Origin of the sequence: Paenibacillus sp. FSL K6-1122, from assembly GCF_037977015.1 — a bacterium.
GTDB classification, from domain to species: Bacteria; Bacillota; Bacilli; order Paenibacillales; family Paenibacillaceae; genus Paenibacillus; species Paenibacillus amylolyticus.
This window is the reverse complement of record NZ_CP150272.1, coordinates 3,788,347-3,804,888: the sequence shown is the minus strand read 5'-3', so window position 1 is coordinate 3,804,888 and position 16,542 is coordinate 3,788,347. Positions and strand designations below refer to the sequence as shown.

The 16,542-nt window shown below is 45.7% G+C and carries 15 protein-coding genes; 3 read left to right on the top strand and 12 right to left on the bottom strand.

The window, feature by feature from the left end; all coding sequences use genetic code 11:
- Positions 1 to 73 precede the first annotated feature (73 nt).
- Positions 74 to 811 carry an SDR family NAD(P)-dependent oxidoreductase gene (locus tag NSQ20_RS17220; RefSeq protein WP_076317783.1) on the bottom strand — a complete coding sequence of 246 codons (738 nt, stop codon included), beginning with the start codon at positions 809 to 811 and terminating at the stop codon, positions 74 to 76.
- 176 nt (positions 812 to 987) lie between these two features.
- On the opposite strand from NSQ20_RS17220, the gene NSQ20_RS17215 reads away from it, so the two are divergent.
- On the top strand, positions 988 to 1,602 hold the full coding sequence (locus NSQ20_RS17215; protein WP_338706095.1) for a TetR/AcrR family transcriptional regulator: 615 nt from the start codon (positions 988 to 990) through the stop codon (positions 1,600 to 1,602).
- 286 nt (positions 1,603 to 1,888) lie between these two features.
- On the opposite strand, the gene NSQ20_RS17210 is transcribed toward NSQ20_RS17215, so the two are convergent.
- The 3 genes from NSQ20_RS17210 to NSQ20_RS17200 all read right to left on the bottom strand — a co-directional run bounded on the left by NSQ20_RS17210 (position 1,889) and on the right by NSQ20_RS17200 (position 3,498).
- A complete protein-coding gene (locus tag NSQ20_RS17210) occupies positions 1,889 to 2,356 on the bottom strand; it encodes an Imm26 family immunity protein (protein WP_084650243.1) in 468 nt (155 codons plus the stop codon).
- Positions 2,357 to 2,422: 66 nt separating this feature from the next.
- Positions 2,423 to 3,154 carry a hypothetical protein gene (locus NSQ20_RS17205; RefSeq protein ID WP_036671428.1) on the bottom strand — a complete coding sequence of 244 codons (732 nt, stop codon included), beginning with the start codon at positions 3,152 to 3,154 and terminating at the stop codon, positions 2,423 to 2,425.
- Between the two features lie 41 nt (positions 3,155 to 3,195).
- Positions 3,196 to 3,498, bottom strand: a complete 303-nt coding sequence (locus tag NSQ20_RS17200) for an immunity 53 family protein (protein WP_340030404.1) — start codon at positions 3,496 to 3,498, stop codon at positions 3,196 to 3,198.
- Positions 3,499 to 3,671: 173 nt separating this feature from the next.
- On the opposite strand from NSQ20_RS17200, the gene NSQ20_RS17195 reads away from it, so the two are divergent.
- Positions 3,672 to 4,031 (top strand): DUF3221 domain-containing protein, encoded by a 360-nt coding sequence (locus NSQ20_RS17195; RefSeq protein ID WP_036671424.1) that lies wholly within the window; start codon positions 3,672 to 3,674, stop codon positions 4,029 to 4,031.
- 220 nt (positions 4,032 to 4,251) lie between these two features.
- Here the strand turns inward: NSQ20_RS17195 and NSQ20_RS17190 are convergent, their stop codons facing one another.
- From NSQ20_RS17190 to NSQ20_RS17160, 7 genes are all read right to left on the bottom strand, one after another.
- Positions 4,252 to 5,526, bottom strand: a complete 1,275-nt coding sequence (locus NSQ20_RS17190) for a choline esterase (RefSeq protein WP_235193830.1) — start codon at positions 5,524 to 5,526, stop codon at positions 4,252 to 4,254.
- Between the two features lie 112 nt (positions 5,527 to 5,638).
- On the bottom strand, positions 5,639 to 6,286 hold the full coding sequence (locus NSQ20_RS17185) for a response regulator transcription factor (RefSeq protein ID WP_036615473.1): 648 nt from the start codon (positions 6,284 to 6,286) through the stop codon (positions 5,639 to 5,641).
- Entirely contained in the window at positions 6,283 to 7,506 is a 1,224-nt protein-coding gene (locus NSQ20_RS17180) for a sensor histidine kinase (protein ID WP_036671421.1), read from the bottom strand. Before NSQ20_RS17180 ends, NSQ20_RS17185 begins: the two co-directional genes overlap by 4 nt.
- 272 nt (positions 7,507 to 7,778) lie before the next feature.
- A complete protein-coding gene (locus tag NSQ20_RS17175; protein ID WP_340030403.1) occupies positions 7,779 to 9,395 on the bottom strand; it encodes a glycoside hydrolase family 43 protein in 1,617 nt (538 codons plus the stop codon).
- Positions 9,396 to 9,457: 62 nt separating this feature from the next.
- Positions 9,458 to 11,434, bottom strand: a complete 1,977-nt coding sequence (locus NSQ20_RS17170; protein WP_036671418.1) for a YjhG/YagF family D-xylonate dehydratase — start codon at positions 11,432 to 11,434, stop codon at positions 9,458 to 9,460.
- 16 nt (positions 11,435 to 11,450) lie between these two features.
- Positions 11,451 to 12,917 carry an alpha-ketoglutaric semialdehyde dehydrogenase GucD gene (gene gucD / locus NSQ20_RS17165; protein ID WP_036671416.1) on the bottom strand — a complete coding sequence of 489 codons (1,467 nt, stop codon included), beginning with the start codon at positions 12,915 to 12,917 and terminating at the stop codon, positions 11,451 to 11,453.
- A 21-nt stretch (positions 12,918 to 12,938) separates the two neighbouring features.
- On the bottom strand, positions 12,939 to 13,814 hold the full coding sequence (locus tag NSQ20_RS17160) for a fumarylacetoacetate hydrolase family protein (RefSeq protein WP_036671413.1): 876 nt from the start codon (positions 13,812 to 13,814) through the stop codon (positions 12,939 to 12,941).
- Positions 13,815 to 14,030: 216 nt separating this feature from the next.
- Here NSQ20_RS17160 and NSQ20_RS17155 point away from each other — a divergent pair, with 216 nt between their 5' ends.
- Entirely contained in the window at positions 14,031 to 14,945 is a 915-nt protein-coding gene (locus tag NSQ20_RS17155) for an AraC family transcriptional regulator (protein WP_036671411.1), read from the top strand.
- Positions 14,946 to 15,067: 122 nt separating this feature from the next.
- Here NSQ20_RS17155 and NSQ20_RS17150 read toward each other — a convergent pair whose 3' ends face one another.
- A complete protein-coding gene (locus NSQ20_RS17150; RefSeq protein ID WP_340030402.1) occupies positions 15,068 to 16,489 on the bottom strand; it encodes a family 43 glycosylhydrolase in 1,422 nt (473 codons plus the stop codon).
- Positions 16,490 to 16,542 lie beyond the last annotated feature (53 nt).

The following is a 16,542-nucleotide window of genomic DNA, read 5'->3' as shown; positions in this document are numbered from 1 at the left end:
CAATAAAAAAAGCCGCTAGAATAGCGACTTTTAATGGAAATATGTTCTTTGTGTGCTTCGATATTTGCTGCACTTATTGAGCGGTGTATCCTCCGTCTATGATCAGGCTATTTCCTGTCATATATGAAGAATCGTCGCTAGCTAGGAACAGAACGGCTTTGGCCATCTCTTCTGCTTGACCCAGACGTTTCATTGGTGTTGCCGCTGAAAGTGCTTGTTTGCTCTCTTCCGGGATAATCGGTGTATCGATAAAGCCTGGGCAAAGGGAGTTCACCCGAATATTCTGCTCAGCATACTCCAGCGCGAGCGAACGAGTCAGGTTCACAACGCCGCCTTTAGCTGCATTGTAGGCTGCAGAGCCAGGTGAACCAACCCATCCGTACATGGAAGCCGTGTTGACGATTGTACCTCCACCAATTTTGAGCATTTCGCGAATCGCTTCACGTGCAACCAAGAATACGCCGTCCAGATCAACATTGACTGTATTGCGCCATTCGGTATAATCAAGCTCATGCGTAGGATGAACACGTCCGATTCCCGCATTGTTGAATACGATATCGACTTGACCAAATGCTTCTACGGTTTGTTTGAAAATCTCAGAAACCTCTTCTTCACTTGTTATGTTTGCTTTAATAAAGAGAGCCTCTGCTTTAAGCGCTTTCAGTTCCTGCTCAAACGCCTTGCCTTTTTCTTCATTTAGATCCACCAAGACCACTTTAGCTCCTTCGGAAACGAATAAGCGAGCTGTCGCTGCGCCAATCCCGGATGCTCCTCCTGTGATGACTGCAACTTTATCTTGAAGTTTGCCCATGAATAAATCCCCCAGTATAATATTTTGAATAACGCCTATATAAATAGTGCTGTATGATGTTTACAAAACTAATTCTATGCTTAAAATTGTAACAATCCAATCATTAAGATGTGACCAAGTGTCTACCTCGTAGACACTTTATAAAACTATGTCTATATTTATAGGAGTTTTTTTGAATGAATAATGAACTTATTGTGACATCTCAACATCGTAATCGAACCAAGGAGCACCTAAAAACTGCTCTGATTCAGCTCATTAAGAAAAAAGGATTCCATGGTGTTTCTGTCAAAGACATCGTTGATCAGGCGGGTTATAATCGCAGCACGTTTTATTTACACTACCAGGATAAATATATTCTCGCCGAAGAGTTGTTAATTATGACACTCGAAGGATTGAGGGGCGCAGTAGGCAAACCTTATTGGCACGGTCAAAAGGTTTCAACAAACAAGCTGGATGCCGAATCTTTTCAAATCGTGGATTATATCTACGAACACCGTGACTTCTTCGAGTTGATTCAATACGATGATACGTTACCCGGTTTACATACAGGCTTTCCACAAACCATACTCAAAATCTATCAGGAGCAATTTGTCTTTGAGACGATCAACAACTCCCCAGTGAACATGGACTATTTCAAGTACTATACCGCCTACGGTTTTTTTGGACTACTAAACAATTGGATATTAAGCGGATATCGTGAATCACGCGAGGCATTTATCAAAAACGTGATTGAACTCACCAAAACGCATATTCACTCTTTTCATTATGTCGGTAACACGTTTGAATCATGATCTCGAGTAAGTTGATTTGTGAACATCACGATGAACGATATGTCTGCCTTAGATAACAGGCTAGTTGCAGATGGAGCAGATGCTCCTGATTACTCAGGGACATGCCCAGACACCAACAGGACGCAAAATCACAAGGGATTTACAGCACAAATAAAAAAAACAGGCATGCATTTACACGAGAGGAATAAAATCCTCAAGGTACATGCATGCCTAAGTGAAAATTAATTAGATACAAGCCCAAGCGGTAAACGGACTTTGTCCTTTTCTCTAGACCATTGAACATAGACTACTCTATATAAATTAAATCATTATAATACGGGTCCCATTCTCCAGTTACAAATCTAGCAATGACTGCTTTTTCTAAACTAACAGGTGACCAAGACTCCAGTTCGGAGGCAACTTCAATCTGTGAAGCACTGGGATTTTCAGTCACAATATCACCCTTATGATCTACCAATGTATATCCATCTTCAGTTTCCTCTTTGTACATGGGAAATGTCATCCTAGGTATTGGAGCATTACCAATCACTTTCCAGATACCATCTTCAATCCTGGAGTTTACAGTCTGTAATAAGAAAATGATTGGATTAGAAGTGATCTCACTTACTGTTGGGTGTTCCATTGATATCAAATCAAATACAATCATACAATCTGATATTCTTCCTTCAGAAACAACTTGTCCATAACAATTCAAATCCTGATTTAGTTTTATTGAGAAGACATCTCCTATCTTCACCGAAACTCTTTTTTTCATTATTTTATCCTTTACTATTTCTTTTTTATTCGACCTAGTCTTCTAAGTGGAAGTTTTAACAGCGTATTAATTATTCAGGGTTGCAGAATACTTTTCAGTACCAGTTTTATTAATTAAAGCAACTTCAAAATCAGATACCCATGTAAGTTCACCTAGATGTTCAGCATAGGCAAATTCATCTGGTTGTTCTGATATGACCTTCTCTAAATGTACTTGCGTACCATCACGTTGTAAAATAGATAGGAATATATCCATGCTATCTACATTATGATGACAAATGACTCTAGCATTGTACTCTTTATTAGGGCTCTTCACGTCTTTTTTCCAAGTCCATTCATTTACATAATCTAACTCCTCTATTTGCAAAGCTATCTCCCTAAATGGATCAATATCCCAATTATTACGTAGAGCAAGTTTCTCTATGCCTTCCATTAGCAGGCGAAGCGTAGCCTTTTTTTTCTCCAACTCATTTTTTCCACTAAAGTCATTCAAACTAAATTGGATCGGTACCGAACACACACCAGAATCGTTAACAATACGTTCATCCGTAATGTTTTCTACACAATCTATTAGGACTTTCCAACAATCTTTCGTTTTGTATTTCCCCAACAGACGTTCATACATCGCTGTAATACAGCGAGTTTCCAAACTAAAAGAGCGTCTTTTCCATTTCCAATTCAACGCATAATCTAATTTTGTTGCTTCGTTGTACTCACATTTTTGTTTTTTCATTATAGATTCAATATTTTCATCATCTACAATATACGGTAAATCCAAATTGAGTTCTTTTAGATACATCTGGTTCTCTCCTTAGATTACTCCCGATGGTTAGTGCATTATTAACTTCTATCCAAACTTGAAGCCCAATTTTTGAAGCAATTAAGCCTTTCTTCTAAATTTTTTGCTCCCCCTGCACTGTGAAACACTCCATCTCTCACGATACAGTAGAACCAATCTTCTTCATTTCTCTCTTCTTCAATCGAATCAAATGGCACATCTTCTAAATAGGTATCCGTCAAATCGATTTCGACAGACCAACCAGGATTATCCACCGTATCAATTCGCACACCGTATGAATGCTCCCAATCACCGTCACAGTTTTCATAATACCAGCTTTGAATCCATTTTAGGATATCCATCATCGTGACCTCTTTTTTTGTTTTTTCTACTCTAGGGACTTATTATTTAAAGGAATTCTCATGCCATGTTGCATACTTTTTTCGTATGAATTACCTTATAGTAATAATTTGCTTTTTTTACGTAGGGTATACTTAAAAACAAGGGGAAAACTTTATTTCAAATCAAGGAGGTCATTATGAAAAAAATAATATTGTTTATCTTCATTAGTATGATTATACTTTCGGGCTGTTCTAACAAGGATGAGAAAGAGAATTATCCAGTTTTCAAGGGCACTGTAGTATTTAAAACAGATGAAAATGACAAGTACAAATTCCTTGTTCTTCAAAATGTAAGTAAGGAAGACCTGGAGAATGGAAATCTTGAGGATTTTATAGAATTAGCACAAGACCAGGAAGCTTCGTATTATTTGGTCAATAGAGAAACATATGAAACAATTGAGGTAGGGCAAAGAGTAAGAATTACTACTGGCTTTGACCAACTAGAACCCTCGCCACCCATTAGAACGGTTGTGAGTATTGAACAAATCAATGATTAAAACTTATTAAATATGAACTATTTTAAGTTATGTATCATTCTCTCATTCGAAATATATTTCCCCAAATGATAAAAAGACCTTAACGTTTTAAAGCAAAAGTAAGGTCTCTTTATCATTTTAATTTCAAGATCAGAGTTGAATCACGTGCAGTTAAATCCGACCACCCGGTTCTCTCCTTTTATTACGCGATAAACCCTCCCGAAATTCAGGCAAATCAATACTAAGGCTTTTGAGGTTTTTTAATCATCTCTACGCCGTCAAAGGTAAGGCTATCAATATCCGCATCCTTTTTCAACATATATTTATCAAAGAACGCCTTTGTATAAGAAGTGATAATGTTGCGCTGTTCCATCGCGTCCCGGGTTCCTCTGGATGCTTTATCCGTAGTTGTAAACAAGGAATCGGAGAAGTCACCATGGACTACATTATCAATAATGGCAAAGTAGGTGTCCTTGCTGTTGGATTCAAGAAGAAATGCATTCGTATTATAGGCAAGTACAGTGCTGAGCTGCATGAAGGGTTTCTTAAAATGACTATCCAAGGCACCTAACATATTACCGTCAAGGTTTACAGCGCCGACAAATCGGTCATCGTCACGGCTAACAATTGCCGCTGTCGTTCCTCCAAAAGAATGTCCGAACACACCCATACCGAGATCAAGCTGCAATCTGCCTTTAAACATAGATTCCATGTCACCTGTATTCATTTTGTACAAGTTATCTGCAACATATCGAATATCCTCGCTCTGTAAAACGGCATAGTTAGCAAACTTGACTGCTTCAGGCGCGGAAGTTAATTTGCGAGCAATCTCAATAGCTTCTTCTTCCTCAAGCTTCTCTGTCACAATTTCAGGTGGGGTTAGGGTGGCCGCTTCCATTCCGTATTTCGTTACTTCGTCCATAAATTTCTCTGACATACCCATCGTTCGTCCATCTTTAAGTTTGTACACGCCACTTTCGGCATGGCCGATGGATACCACAATATAGCCGGCGCTTGCCAGGTCTTGTGCGAACAAAGTGCCTTGCTGTGGGTAAGCGCCTGCGCCATGAACAAAGAATAAAACCGGATATTGTTTTTCCTTTTCAGACAAGGCCAGATCGTCGTAAGACCATGTCTTGAAATTGGAATCAAAAAGCTGCTCACCACCCGCGGTGCCCCCTAATCTAACCAAAAGCTCATCCCTCAGTGAATGAAACTCCGGAAATGCATACTCTGCCGTTGGTTTGCCCTCATTGCTGTCGGACGGATAGAAAAATAATGCTGTCAGTTCTCTTTCTGATTGGTCTGATGCTGTGTACTTGAAGTCCATCTGTGTACGCCCGACCGTATAACTTCCCATTGGTTTCGGAAACTCATTCTGTGCGGAAGCAACGTTATTTTCAGGTTTCGGAATTTCCTCCTGTGTTGAAGTCCCGCTATTAGTGATGCTGCAAGCGGAGAGCATGGTCAGTGAGAGAACAGTTGCTAGAATCGTTGTCAGTCTTTTTTTCATCATTTCTCCTCCAATTTGTATTCATGCAACTATCATAAACGGATGAGAAAAATAAAAAATCGTACAAAAGGGCAAGACCCAAGTGTACGATCGGGCAAATCTATGAAATGTTTGATTATAAATGCAATATTCCACGCTCTACGGCGACGGCGACGGCCTGCGACCTCGAATCCACACCCAATTTATTGTAAATACTCGTTAAATGAGTCTTTACAGTCCGTTCGGATATGCCCATATCAAAGCCGATCTCTTTACTTCGAGAGCCACGGGCAATTGCTTGAAGCACGATCAGCTCTTTGTCTGTAAGAGATATCCTCGCGGAGGATGACTCTTTCGCCTTTTCTGATGTCTTGTGAGCAAATACTTTCTCGCTGATCTCCGGAAGTAGCAACGTTTCCCCCCGCATCGCTGCATCAATCGAGCGAAATATCATCTCTCTTCCCGTGTCCTTTAGCAAATACCCTTTAGCACCTAAAGCCAGCCCGCGGATCATCATTTCATCCTCGTTATATGTAGTCAAAATAATGATCGGTATATCCATTCCTTTAGCTCTGAGCGCTGTCATGGTATCCAGGCCGCCCATTTCAGGCATGTTTAAATCCAATAGAATTATGTCCGGATTGTAAGTATCTACCCGTCGAATCGCTTCCTTACCGTTAGATGCTTCTGCAATTACCTCGTACCTTTGATTGGTTTCCAGGATCAGCTTAAGTCCCTCCCGAACGACGAAATGGTCGTCCACGATAAGAATCTTGATAGTCATGCGTTGGTTTCCTCCTGCTGTAATGGGATGCGAACAGAAACTTGGGTTCCTTGCTTTCCGCTTTCAATTTCGATCTCCCCGTCCATAATTCGAGTTCGTTCATATAAACCAATTAAACCATAACTACCGGATTGTCTCTCGATGAGGTTGGTATCGAACCCTATTCCGTCATCCGTTATGTTTAGCTCGACTTCCTTTTCCCGTGCAGCAACCACGATTTCTACATTCGTAGCATTAGCATATTTAGCTGTATTGGCCAAGCATTCTCGGATGATATGTAAGCTATGTTCGAAGATCAACTTCGGCACCACCAGATGGGGCATCGATAACCGAGTGACAACACGAATCCCTGTTATATGTGAGAAATGTTCAGCCTCTTCCTTCACTGCTTTAGAAATATCTATGACCTCTGCAGAATACGAACGCAAGTCGTCAATTGCGCTTCTCGCTTCTGAAAGCGTGCGCTTTGCTTGGGCTTTTGACAACTGAACAATCTCGTGGGCACGATGGTTATTATCATTTTCTAAATGCGCATCCACGGCATCAAGCTGCATGATAAGACCTGCCAGCCCTTGTGCAAGGGTATCATGTAAATCACGGGCCATCCTTTGACGTTCATTGGCAATCGTTAGCTCCTCCACTTTCCTGTGCGCTCGTTCCAATTCACGTAAAAACGACTGGGTCCGCAATTTGGCACGAACTTGTTTATAGAACAAAGCAGCATAGCCGATTACGAAAAACATGATGAAGAAGAGCGATGGTACTGTAGATGGCAAATCCTCGGTAGTCCCGAGCCAAACCAGGGAGGCAGAAAACAAGGTACAGTAAAAGGTACATACCAGAAGCACCTTCATCCGTTGAGCGTATACGCCAATACTCTGACCGGCCAAAGCCGTCAATAGACTTACAAAAATGAGAGAATGAGCATTAGGCATGAATAACGCACACCCCCAGACAATACATCCTTGTGTCACAAAATAAATCCAGGGTCTTCGATCGACAACGTATCCTGCATACCAATGCAGCAGAACGTGAACCAGAATGAGAGCTGTAAACATCATAAATTCAAACCATGTGGGCAACATCGGTAGCTGGGAGTACAATGCAGAAAAATAAATCAGAATACCCCAGATCAAAGCAGGCAGACGAGAATCACGCAGAACATTTTGAATATCAGATCGGGAGCTTGTATACGGTTTGTCTTTCGAATAATCACTCATGCTTGATCACCTCTATCAAGTACTATCTCAAAACAATCTCTCTAAACACAAAAAAAACGGTACATTACTGTACCGATCTTTGACTCACTCCATCTATGTTAATGTACGAAGTGTCTCGAAGTCCAGCCCCAGCAGAATCGTCACAATTCCACGCAGCCTTACCGCCCCGCACTATCCCATCATCCATTTCTTCTGTGAGCATGTATTCCTCTATTCTGCTGCTATACTACCCAATTTCATTTCATGGTCCTCTGCTCCTTCCAAAAAGACCATCACATGTTTTCCAATACACCAGCTACATGCTTTGTTTCTTTATATTTAAAGTAATCAAAATCGGCATGTTTTCGGGTTCCACCTAGATCCTGCACACAAAGACCGATATAAGTTCCCGTAAACCGGATATACTCTGGAGATTCATCGGACAGATGTGTGATATCAACCCACCCGCCTGCAGTATTCCAGGATGAATCAGTATTTAACGCATAATAAAAGCGGGCGCGATCTTGATCCACCACAACCTTTAAACGGAGCGTGCTCACCAACTCTAGCGGAATATCCTCCAGCAGTTCGTCGTATACCCCGTATTTGGACTGAATGATCCCCAGGCAGAGCCCTTTCTCCTCATGATAAGTTACACGTAAGTAGAGATAGTCCTGGGTATCGTAGTACAAAATCAATCCAGCCATTTGCTGTGGATGGTCCGGCGCAAATTCCAGACACGTCTCGGCTTCACACTTCAAGGCCTGAAGTCTCCGTGCGATCATGCTTTGCCTGTGCGTTGAACTCATCGACTCCATGCCGTGCAATCGTATGTAACCGGGACGTTCCGTCAAGCTGAGCCAAGTCGAATCGGGTGGAATGCGAAGTGTATTCCAATCATGCCGAAGCTCAAAGTGATCAAAGTCATCCATTTCAGCAATCGGCTCAAACGGATGGGACTGGATCATCGGTGCAGGCACCTGAACCTCCGGATATCGGTCACCGCTCGCAAGTCTCAGCCAGCCGTCCTCACTCCACGTACATGGCTGAAGTGCGGTCTCACGTCCAAGAATGCAATATTTGTGCTGAACGGGTCGTCCGACCAGATGAGCCATGTACCATTCGCCGGTATGCGTTTCGACCAGACTACCGTGGCCTGCCTTTTGCAGAGCTAAATCCGGTCTGCCGTATGAAGTGAGGATCGGATTGGCAGGATCGACCTCATAAGGACCTTGTAACGTACGGGAACGTGCTGAGGTAACCGCATGCTCATAACCGGTTCCACCTTCAGCCGTAATGAGATAATAATAGTCCTTGTGTTTATACAGGTGGGGTGCTTCGGTCAGGCCTAATTCTGTTCCCTTAAATATGTTCATGGCCGGTCCGATCAGCTTATGTTCCTGGACGGAATATTCCTGAAGAACGATGCCTGCAAACCGATTTTTGCCCTTACGGTGATCCCATATCATATTGACCAGCCACTTACGCCCGTCTTCATCATGAAACAGGGAAGGATCAAAACCGCTGCTGTTCAGATACACCGGATCGGACCAAGGGCCCTCGATATCCGTTGCTGTCACAAGGTAATTATGGGTATCTTTAAAAGCGCCTACCCGGCTTTTGACATCGGTGTAGATCAGGTAAAACACACCGTTGTTGTAACTAAGACAGGGTGCCCATACGCCTCCGGAATTAATGTTGCCCTCCATGTTCAACTGCGTTACACGAGTCAGCGGAGAAGCGATGGGCCGCCAATGAACCAGATCCCGGGAATGGTGAATTCGTACACCAGGGAACCATTCAAAGGTGGAAGTGGCGATATAATAATCCTCCCCTGCTCGGCAGATGGACGGATCGGGATGGAAACCGGGCAGGATGGGATTGGTGATCATTTTCTGGATCTTATTCATGGAAGAAACCTCCGGTATGAAAGTAATGATCTGTACAACAGCAGATTCACGAAAGGTAGATATTAGTACCAGCCTAGCGCTTTTTTGCCGGCTTCCAGGGCGGTTACGATCCGCTCTACATCATATACATTCCCTCTCCAAGTCCCACCGCTGACCGATTGCAATGCAGCCCAGAGCTTTGTATCATCCGGCAAAGCTTCATCAGGTCTCATATCCGGGTGGAAGGGCCTTTGTGCCAGGATGAGAGCGCCTTCTTCCGGTGAAAACTCCAGATCGCCTTCTCCGACAAAGTTAACGCTGCCCTCCAGCGTGTTACGATCAACCGCGATGTCAATCAGGTCTCCGTTCCGCAGCTTGCCAATCGGTCCGCCTGCCAGCGCTTCGGGGCCAACATGACCAATACACGCTCCGGTGGAAACACCGGAGAACCGGGCATCCGTAATCAGTGACACGTATTTGCCAAAAGGCAAATGTTTAAGCGCAGATGTAAGCTGGTACGTCTCCTCCATTCCGGTTCCCGATGGACCTCGCCCAAGAAGCACAACAACGTCTCCAGCCAGAATACCTCCGGTCTTAATCGCATGGATCGCCTCACGTTCAGTGGTAAAAACCTTTGCTCTTCCACGATGACGATATACGCCATGTTCATCCAATACAGCAGGATCAATAGAGGTGGATTTGATGACTGAACCTTCCGGAGCGATATTCCCGGTTGGAAATGTTACGGTCGATGAGATTCCAAGCCGCTGAGCGTGTTCTACACTCATGATGACACTGTCTGGATCGATGCCGTCCTGCTCTTTTAACTGCTTCCGCATGAGATGACGGCGTTCCGACGATTCCCACCAGTCCAGTACCTGACCCAATGAAGTACCTGTAACCGTTGGTACAGACTCATCTAACAGACCAAGCTGTCTGAGGTGTAGCATGACCTCCGGTACACCTCCTGCCTGAAAGACACGTATGGTCGGATAAAAGATCGGTCCGTTTGGTAGGGCGCTAACCAGCCTTGGAACATTTTTGTTGACCTGTATCCAGTCCTGTACCGCGGGTATGGTTAAACCGGCGGCATGGGCAATCGCCGGTATGTGAAGAAGCAGATTGGTCGATCCGCCAAACGCGGCATGAACGGTCATCGCATTGCGAATGGATGCATCGGTGACAATGTCTGCCATCCGCATCCCCTGTGACTCCATATGGATGAGTGCACGTGACGATTGGCGCGCCATTTCAAACCAGATGGGCTGCCCGGAAGGTGCAAGCGCGGCATGTGGCACTGTCATACCCAGTGCCTCTGCTACAACCTGGGCCGTAGCCGCGGTACCTAGAAACTGACAGCCTCCTCCCGGTGTAGCACAAGCTCGACATCCTAAATCCGAAGCCATTTCCAGAGAAAGTTCCCCGTTGACGTACCGTGCACCGATGGTCTGAATTTTACCGGCATCCTCTCCATCGGTAGGCGGAAGTGTGACGCCACCGGGAACGATTACACTAGGCAATTGCGGCATGCCGGCAAGTGCGAGCATCATCGCTGGAAGGCCTTTGTCACAAGTGGCCACACCAAGCACGCCTTTACGTGTTGGCAGCGAGCGAATCAGTCTGCGAAATACCATAGCGGCATCGTTCCGGTACGGAAGCGAGTCAAACATGCCGGTTGTCCCCTGTGATCTACCGTCACACGGATCGCTGACATATCCAGCAAACGGGATTCCTCCCCGGCTTGACAGTTCTTCTGCGGCAGCCTTCATCAGCAGGCCGACCTCCCAGTGGCCCGTATGGTAACCGAGTGCTGCCGGGCTGCCGTCTTCATTGCGTATGCCACCTTGTGTACTCAAGATCAGAAATTGTTTTCCGTTCAATTCCCCGGGCTTCCAGCCCATTCCAACATTCTGGGACATGCCGAACAAGTCGCCGCTTGGAGCATTCCGCAGCAAATCATCCGTTAAAGGCAGACGTCCGGTAGCCCCTGGAGCATGTGCTATGATATCGAAGCAGTTGGACGCGGTCTCTCCCATAATCGACGTAATTTGTTCGTACATGATAGCCTCCCACAGTTTATGACTTCACAAAGACCGTTTTGATGGCCGTGAAAAACTCGATAGCCGCTTGCCCCTGTTCTCTGGAGTGTGAACTTGACATCTTCATTCCGCCAAACGGAGCCTGCAGCTCTACGCCGGCTGTTTCTGCATTAATTCTGACCAGTCCTGCATCCATGTCCCGGATGAAAGACAACATGGCTCCGACGTTCTGTGTATAGATGGAAGCACTCAAGCCATAATCGCTATCATTAGCCGCTTCGATGGCTTCCTCCAGGGAATCTACCGCAATCAAGGCCAGAACCGGGCCAAAGATTTCTTCCCGGGCGATGGACATATGGGATTCGACCCCTTCAAATACGGTCGGCTGCACATAGAATCCCTCTTCTAGTCCCGGACCGTCCCCTCTTTTTCCACCAGTGAGCAGAACGGCACCTTCATCTTGGCCTTTTTGAATATAACTCAGCACGGTATTGAGCTGTCCTTCGCTTGCACATGGACCCATCCAGCTTCCAGAAGACATGCCGTCACCCAGCCGAATTTCCTGGATTTGCGAAAGCAGCTTTTCTTTGAAGGCATCGTATACTTTTCGTTCAATAATGACCTTGCTGGTGGCCGTACATTTTTGCCCGGTCGATTTCAACCCACCGCTGATCGTGGCTTCCACAGCCAAATCCAGGTCGGCGTCAGCCGCGATAATAATCGGGTTTTTCCCACCCATTTCAAGTTGATACTTGGCCCCACGTGCCAGTGCTGCGCCGCCGACCCGTTTGCCCACTTCATTAGAGCCTGTGAACGTTATTCCGCCCACATCCGGATGCTCAGCAAGTGCAGATCCGATCACTGAGCCTCTGCCGCATACCAGATTAAGAACACCTGCCGGAATGCCCGCCTCTTCAAAACATTCCATTACTTTAGCCGCAGTGACCGCAGTTTCCTGAGCAGGCTTCAACACAACCGTATTACCGTAGATCAAGGCCGGAGCCGTTTTCCAAATCGGAATGGCTACTGGGAAATTCCAAGGAGCAATAACCCCAACAACGCCAAGGGGTACGCGGGTCGTAAACATCAGCGCTTCGCTGTCCGTTGATGGAATGACATCACCGGTTTTTCGCATGCCTTCTCCAGCGTAATACCTTAAGATCGCGACACCGCGCAGTGTCTCTCCTTTGGCTTCTGGGAGTGTTTTGCCCATTTCCCTGGTCATCGCCTCTGCAACCTCATCGGCCCGGCGTTCCAACACATTGGCTGCCTGAAATAGATAGTTTCCGCGTTCCGCGCCCGATAACCTCCGCCAATCTTTTGCTGCTTCCTTCGCGGCTGCAACAGCCCGGTTCAGGTCCTCTACGCCTGAGGTGGGTACGTAGCCAACTACCTCCTTCCGATTCGCCGGGTTGATGCTCGGTTCGGTTTCACCGGACGTCGCCTTCACCCATTCTCCGTTAATGTAATTGCTGTATGTCTGCTCTACCTGAAATGTGGTCATCGCATTCATCCTCCTTGTACATTAGTTTGAAATGACTGGATTAATAAGTGTCCCGATATCGCTAATGGATATTTCAATGCGGTCCCCGGGTGCAAGTGTAAAATCATTAGGTGGCACAATGCTAGTTCCTGTCAATAACACCGTACCGTCAAACAGATCGTTATCTCTGGCCAGAAAAGAGACCAGTTCATCGAGTTTTCGGTTTAACTCACTTGTGCTTGCTTCGCTTTTGACAACTACTTCACCTTCGCGATATATCTCGCAGACGATGTTGAACGCATATGGATTTTGCACCGTTTCCGCTAGACGAATGGCTGGCCCTATCGAGCAGGAATTGCGCCACATTTTTGCTTGCGGTAGATACAGCGGATTCTCCCCTTCAATATCGCGGCAGCTCATGTCATTACCAACGATGTATCCCACAATGCTGCCATCCGCGGCAAGCACCAACCCCAGCTCAGGCTCCGGGATCTGCCAATTGGAATCGCTGCGAAGTGTGACAGCCTCATTGGGCCCGATGGTGCGGGCTGCTGTAGATTTAAAAAAGATCTCCGGCCTTTCGGCATCATAAACTTTATCGTAAAAGGTCTTTGCATCCAGCTTGCCTTCCGTCGCTTCATAATTTCGCGCTTCCCGGCTGCGCTGATAAGTCACACCCGCCGCCCATACTTCCGGAGCTTCCAATGGAGTGATTAGATGTAAGGAAGTCCAATCGTCAGTTAACTTGTTTAACGGTTTAAAAGCGCTTTCAACAAGTTGAACTGGAGAAACCCCCTGCTTTCTTGCTTGATAGATCAAAGTCATAAAATCTGCTTGTGGCAAACGATACGCTTGTTCATCATCCGTAACGGCTGCCAGCCACTTCTGTTGTCCGTCCAGAAATCGAATAATTCTCATTCAAGCTTGCCTCCATTTTTCCCCATCGGGTTGATAATACTACCATAGCACCCGCTATGGTACATGACGATGTTCTAATCACTCCGACGATTTACCCTTTTCACGCATTTTTTTCTGTTAAGATGAGGTTAGATCCATTAAACTAAAGATAATTTACGAGGACAATCCGATGACAGGATGTTGGTATATAGAATAGTACAAGGGGGTTGGTTTGCTGTGACCAAGCTTTCGGATGCTGTGTATTTAGGTCGTCTACCCGATGTTCGCATGTCTTTTCAATTATTGGGGCTGCATGCAAGAAAAGTAGATTCAAGCTGGACTTATCCGTCTCATGAACATTCAATGTATGAAGTGCACTGGATGATGGACGGGCAGATGAACATGGTTGTCAACGGGCAGTCTTATCGGCAGTCGGTTGGCGACCTTCTGTTCATCCGGCCTGGTATGACCCACTCTTGCACCGGAGCCGGACCGGAGGGGTTCACTTATTTTTCCGTGCATTTCAGCATACACGATACATCCTTTTGCAGAGAACTTAACCGTTGCAAAGACATCTATTATCCGGCAAATTCGAATTTGGCTCTGGGGCTTTCCCCTTCCCTGTCTACTTTGTATGGCCTGTCCACAGAGCATATGTCTAGCTCACTATCTTCCTCCAAACAAATGAAGGTACATGCCGCCGTGTTTGAACTGCTCGGTTCCCTGGTCGGTCAGTTATCTCAGCAAGCATCCGTTACGTTGTCGAGAAAAGAAACCATTGCCCATCAGATTGCTGAGCACATTGAGGATTCGGTAAGGTATATCCATCTTCACGGGGAAATTCAGGAGAGTGAGCGAACCTGGATTCAGGATATTGCCAAATCGCTGAGCATTAGCCCGTCACAGGTTAATCGTATATTTCGGCAGGTATACGGCATCGCTCCGCGTAAGTTTCTATCCGAAACCCTTCTGAACGAAGCGCAGCGGCTGTTAAAGCAAACCGACCTGAACATAGATCATATTGCGATGATGCTGGGGTATAAGACCAATGCGCATTTTAGCCGCCAATTCAAGCGGTGGACAGGCATCGCGCCAAGCGAATATCGTAGCCATTCGCAGCAGGCAGGAGAAGCCAACGTTGTGGATGACTAAAAGTTTAATCATAAAAACCCCAATTGTCTGAGCCGCATAGGCTGATCGGTCAACAAAACAGCTACTGGATGACCAGCAGCTGCTTTGTTTTGTCTGGATTGCTCAGATCATGTGTTTGAGGATTACGCTAAAATAAATGATGCAAGGCTTGCACTTCCAGAACCTCTGTACGTAAAATACAAAGCTTGTATACCATCTGGAATGGTCATCTCGACTGAATAGGGTTTCCAATGATTGGTGAAATGTACCGGGATTGTACCCAGGACAGGACCGTTCCATGCGGTTTTGACCTCAAATACCCCGTGACAATATCCCCGTACCTTGATTGAGACCTGGCGAATTCCTCGGCAATCAAAGTATTTAAAACCTGCCGTTGCGGATTCAACCATATTGGCGATATATCCGACCTCTTCATCACCGTCTCTACCATCCTGGGTGATCTTTGGAAAGCGGCTGTCCAGCCAGGCTCCTGCCCCGAAACCTCCAGTGTACTTCTGATCATCTTTGGTCAAAAGATTACATGCAAGATATGCGGGGTACTCGCCTTTTCCTTCAAGCGGTCTCCCACTTGGACCAGAGGAGGTCATTTCCACCTGAGGAATGCTGCCGTCCTCTTCAAAAGATATCTTCTCAATACAGCCCTGCCGGTTGAATGCGTCCCCATTGGTATGACGGTGATAGAAGACATACCAGTCTCCGTTGATCTCCACAATGCTGCCATGGTTATTGCCTCCATAATACATGGGTTTGTCAGCAGGTTTGTAGGAGTTGATATGGAGATCACAGTTGCTTACGATGACGCCCTGATATGTAAATCCTTTATTTGGAAATCGGCTGGTGGCATAACATAATTCATGCATAACGATGGAGGAATACACCAGATAGTAGGTATTACCTCTCTTCCGAATGGAAGGCGCCTCAAAAAATTCATGGCCCTCATAACCGCTGCCCTCACTGTAAGGCTCGCTTGGTGCTACGAATACAGGTTCTTCCACAATCGTCAGCATATCCGGACCTAGCATCGTGGCCATCGCGCCATGTCTTGATTGGTCTCCGGCCGCACAGAAGCCGGTATACAGATAAGTGTGCTGTCCTTCAGTCATCACGCCGGGATCGAACTGGGGCTCGTCCCCTTCTCTTTCGCCCAGACGAGTGCCGTCGTCATATTGTACATAACCATAGAATTCATATTTACCGGCAGGTGCATCACATACAGCCACCGAAACAACGGGTACCTTATCCAGCACATAATACAGATAATACCGCCCATCGGGACCTAGCGTAACATCTGGCGCATACAAACACATATGGCCATTCGGATTCAGCGGGTCATCTGTTTTTCGGTAGATCACCCCTTCATTTCTCCAATTCCCCAGGTCATTCACGGGTGCAGACCAGCATACATAATCGTTCAGACAGAAGGCATGTCCGTTAAAACGGTCATGTGAACCATACACATACACTCTTTCATTGAATACATAAGGCTCACTATCAGGTACGTACTCCCAGGATGGAAGATATGGGTTGAACCCCTGCTTGTTCATTCCAGCTACACTCCTCATATAATTGTAATAGTACATTCGTTCTATGAAATAAA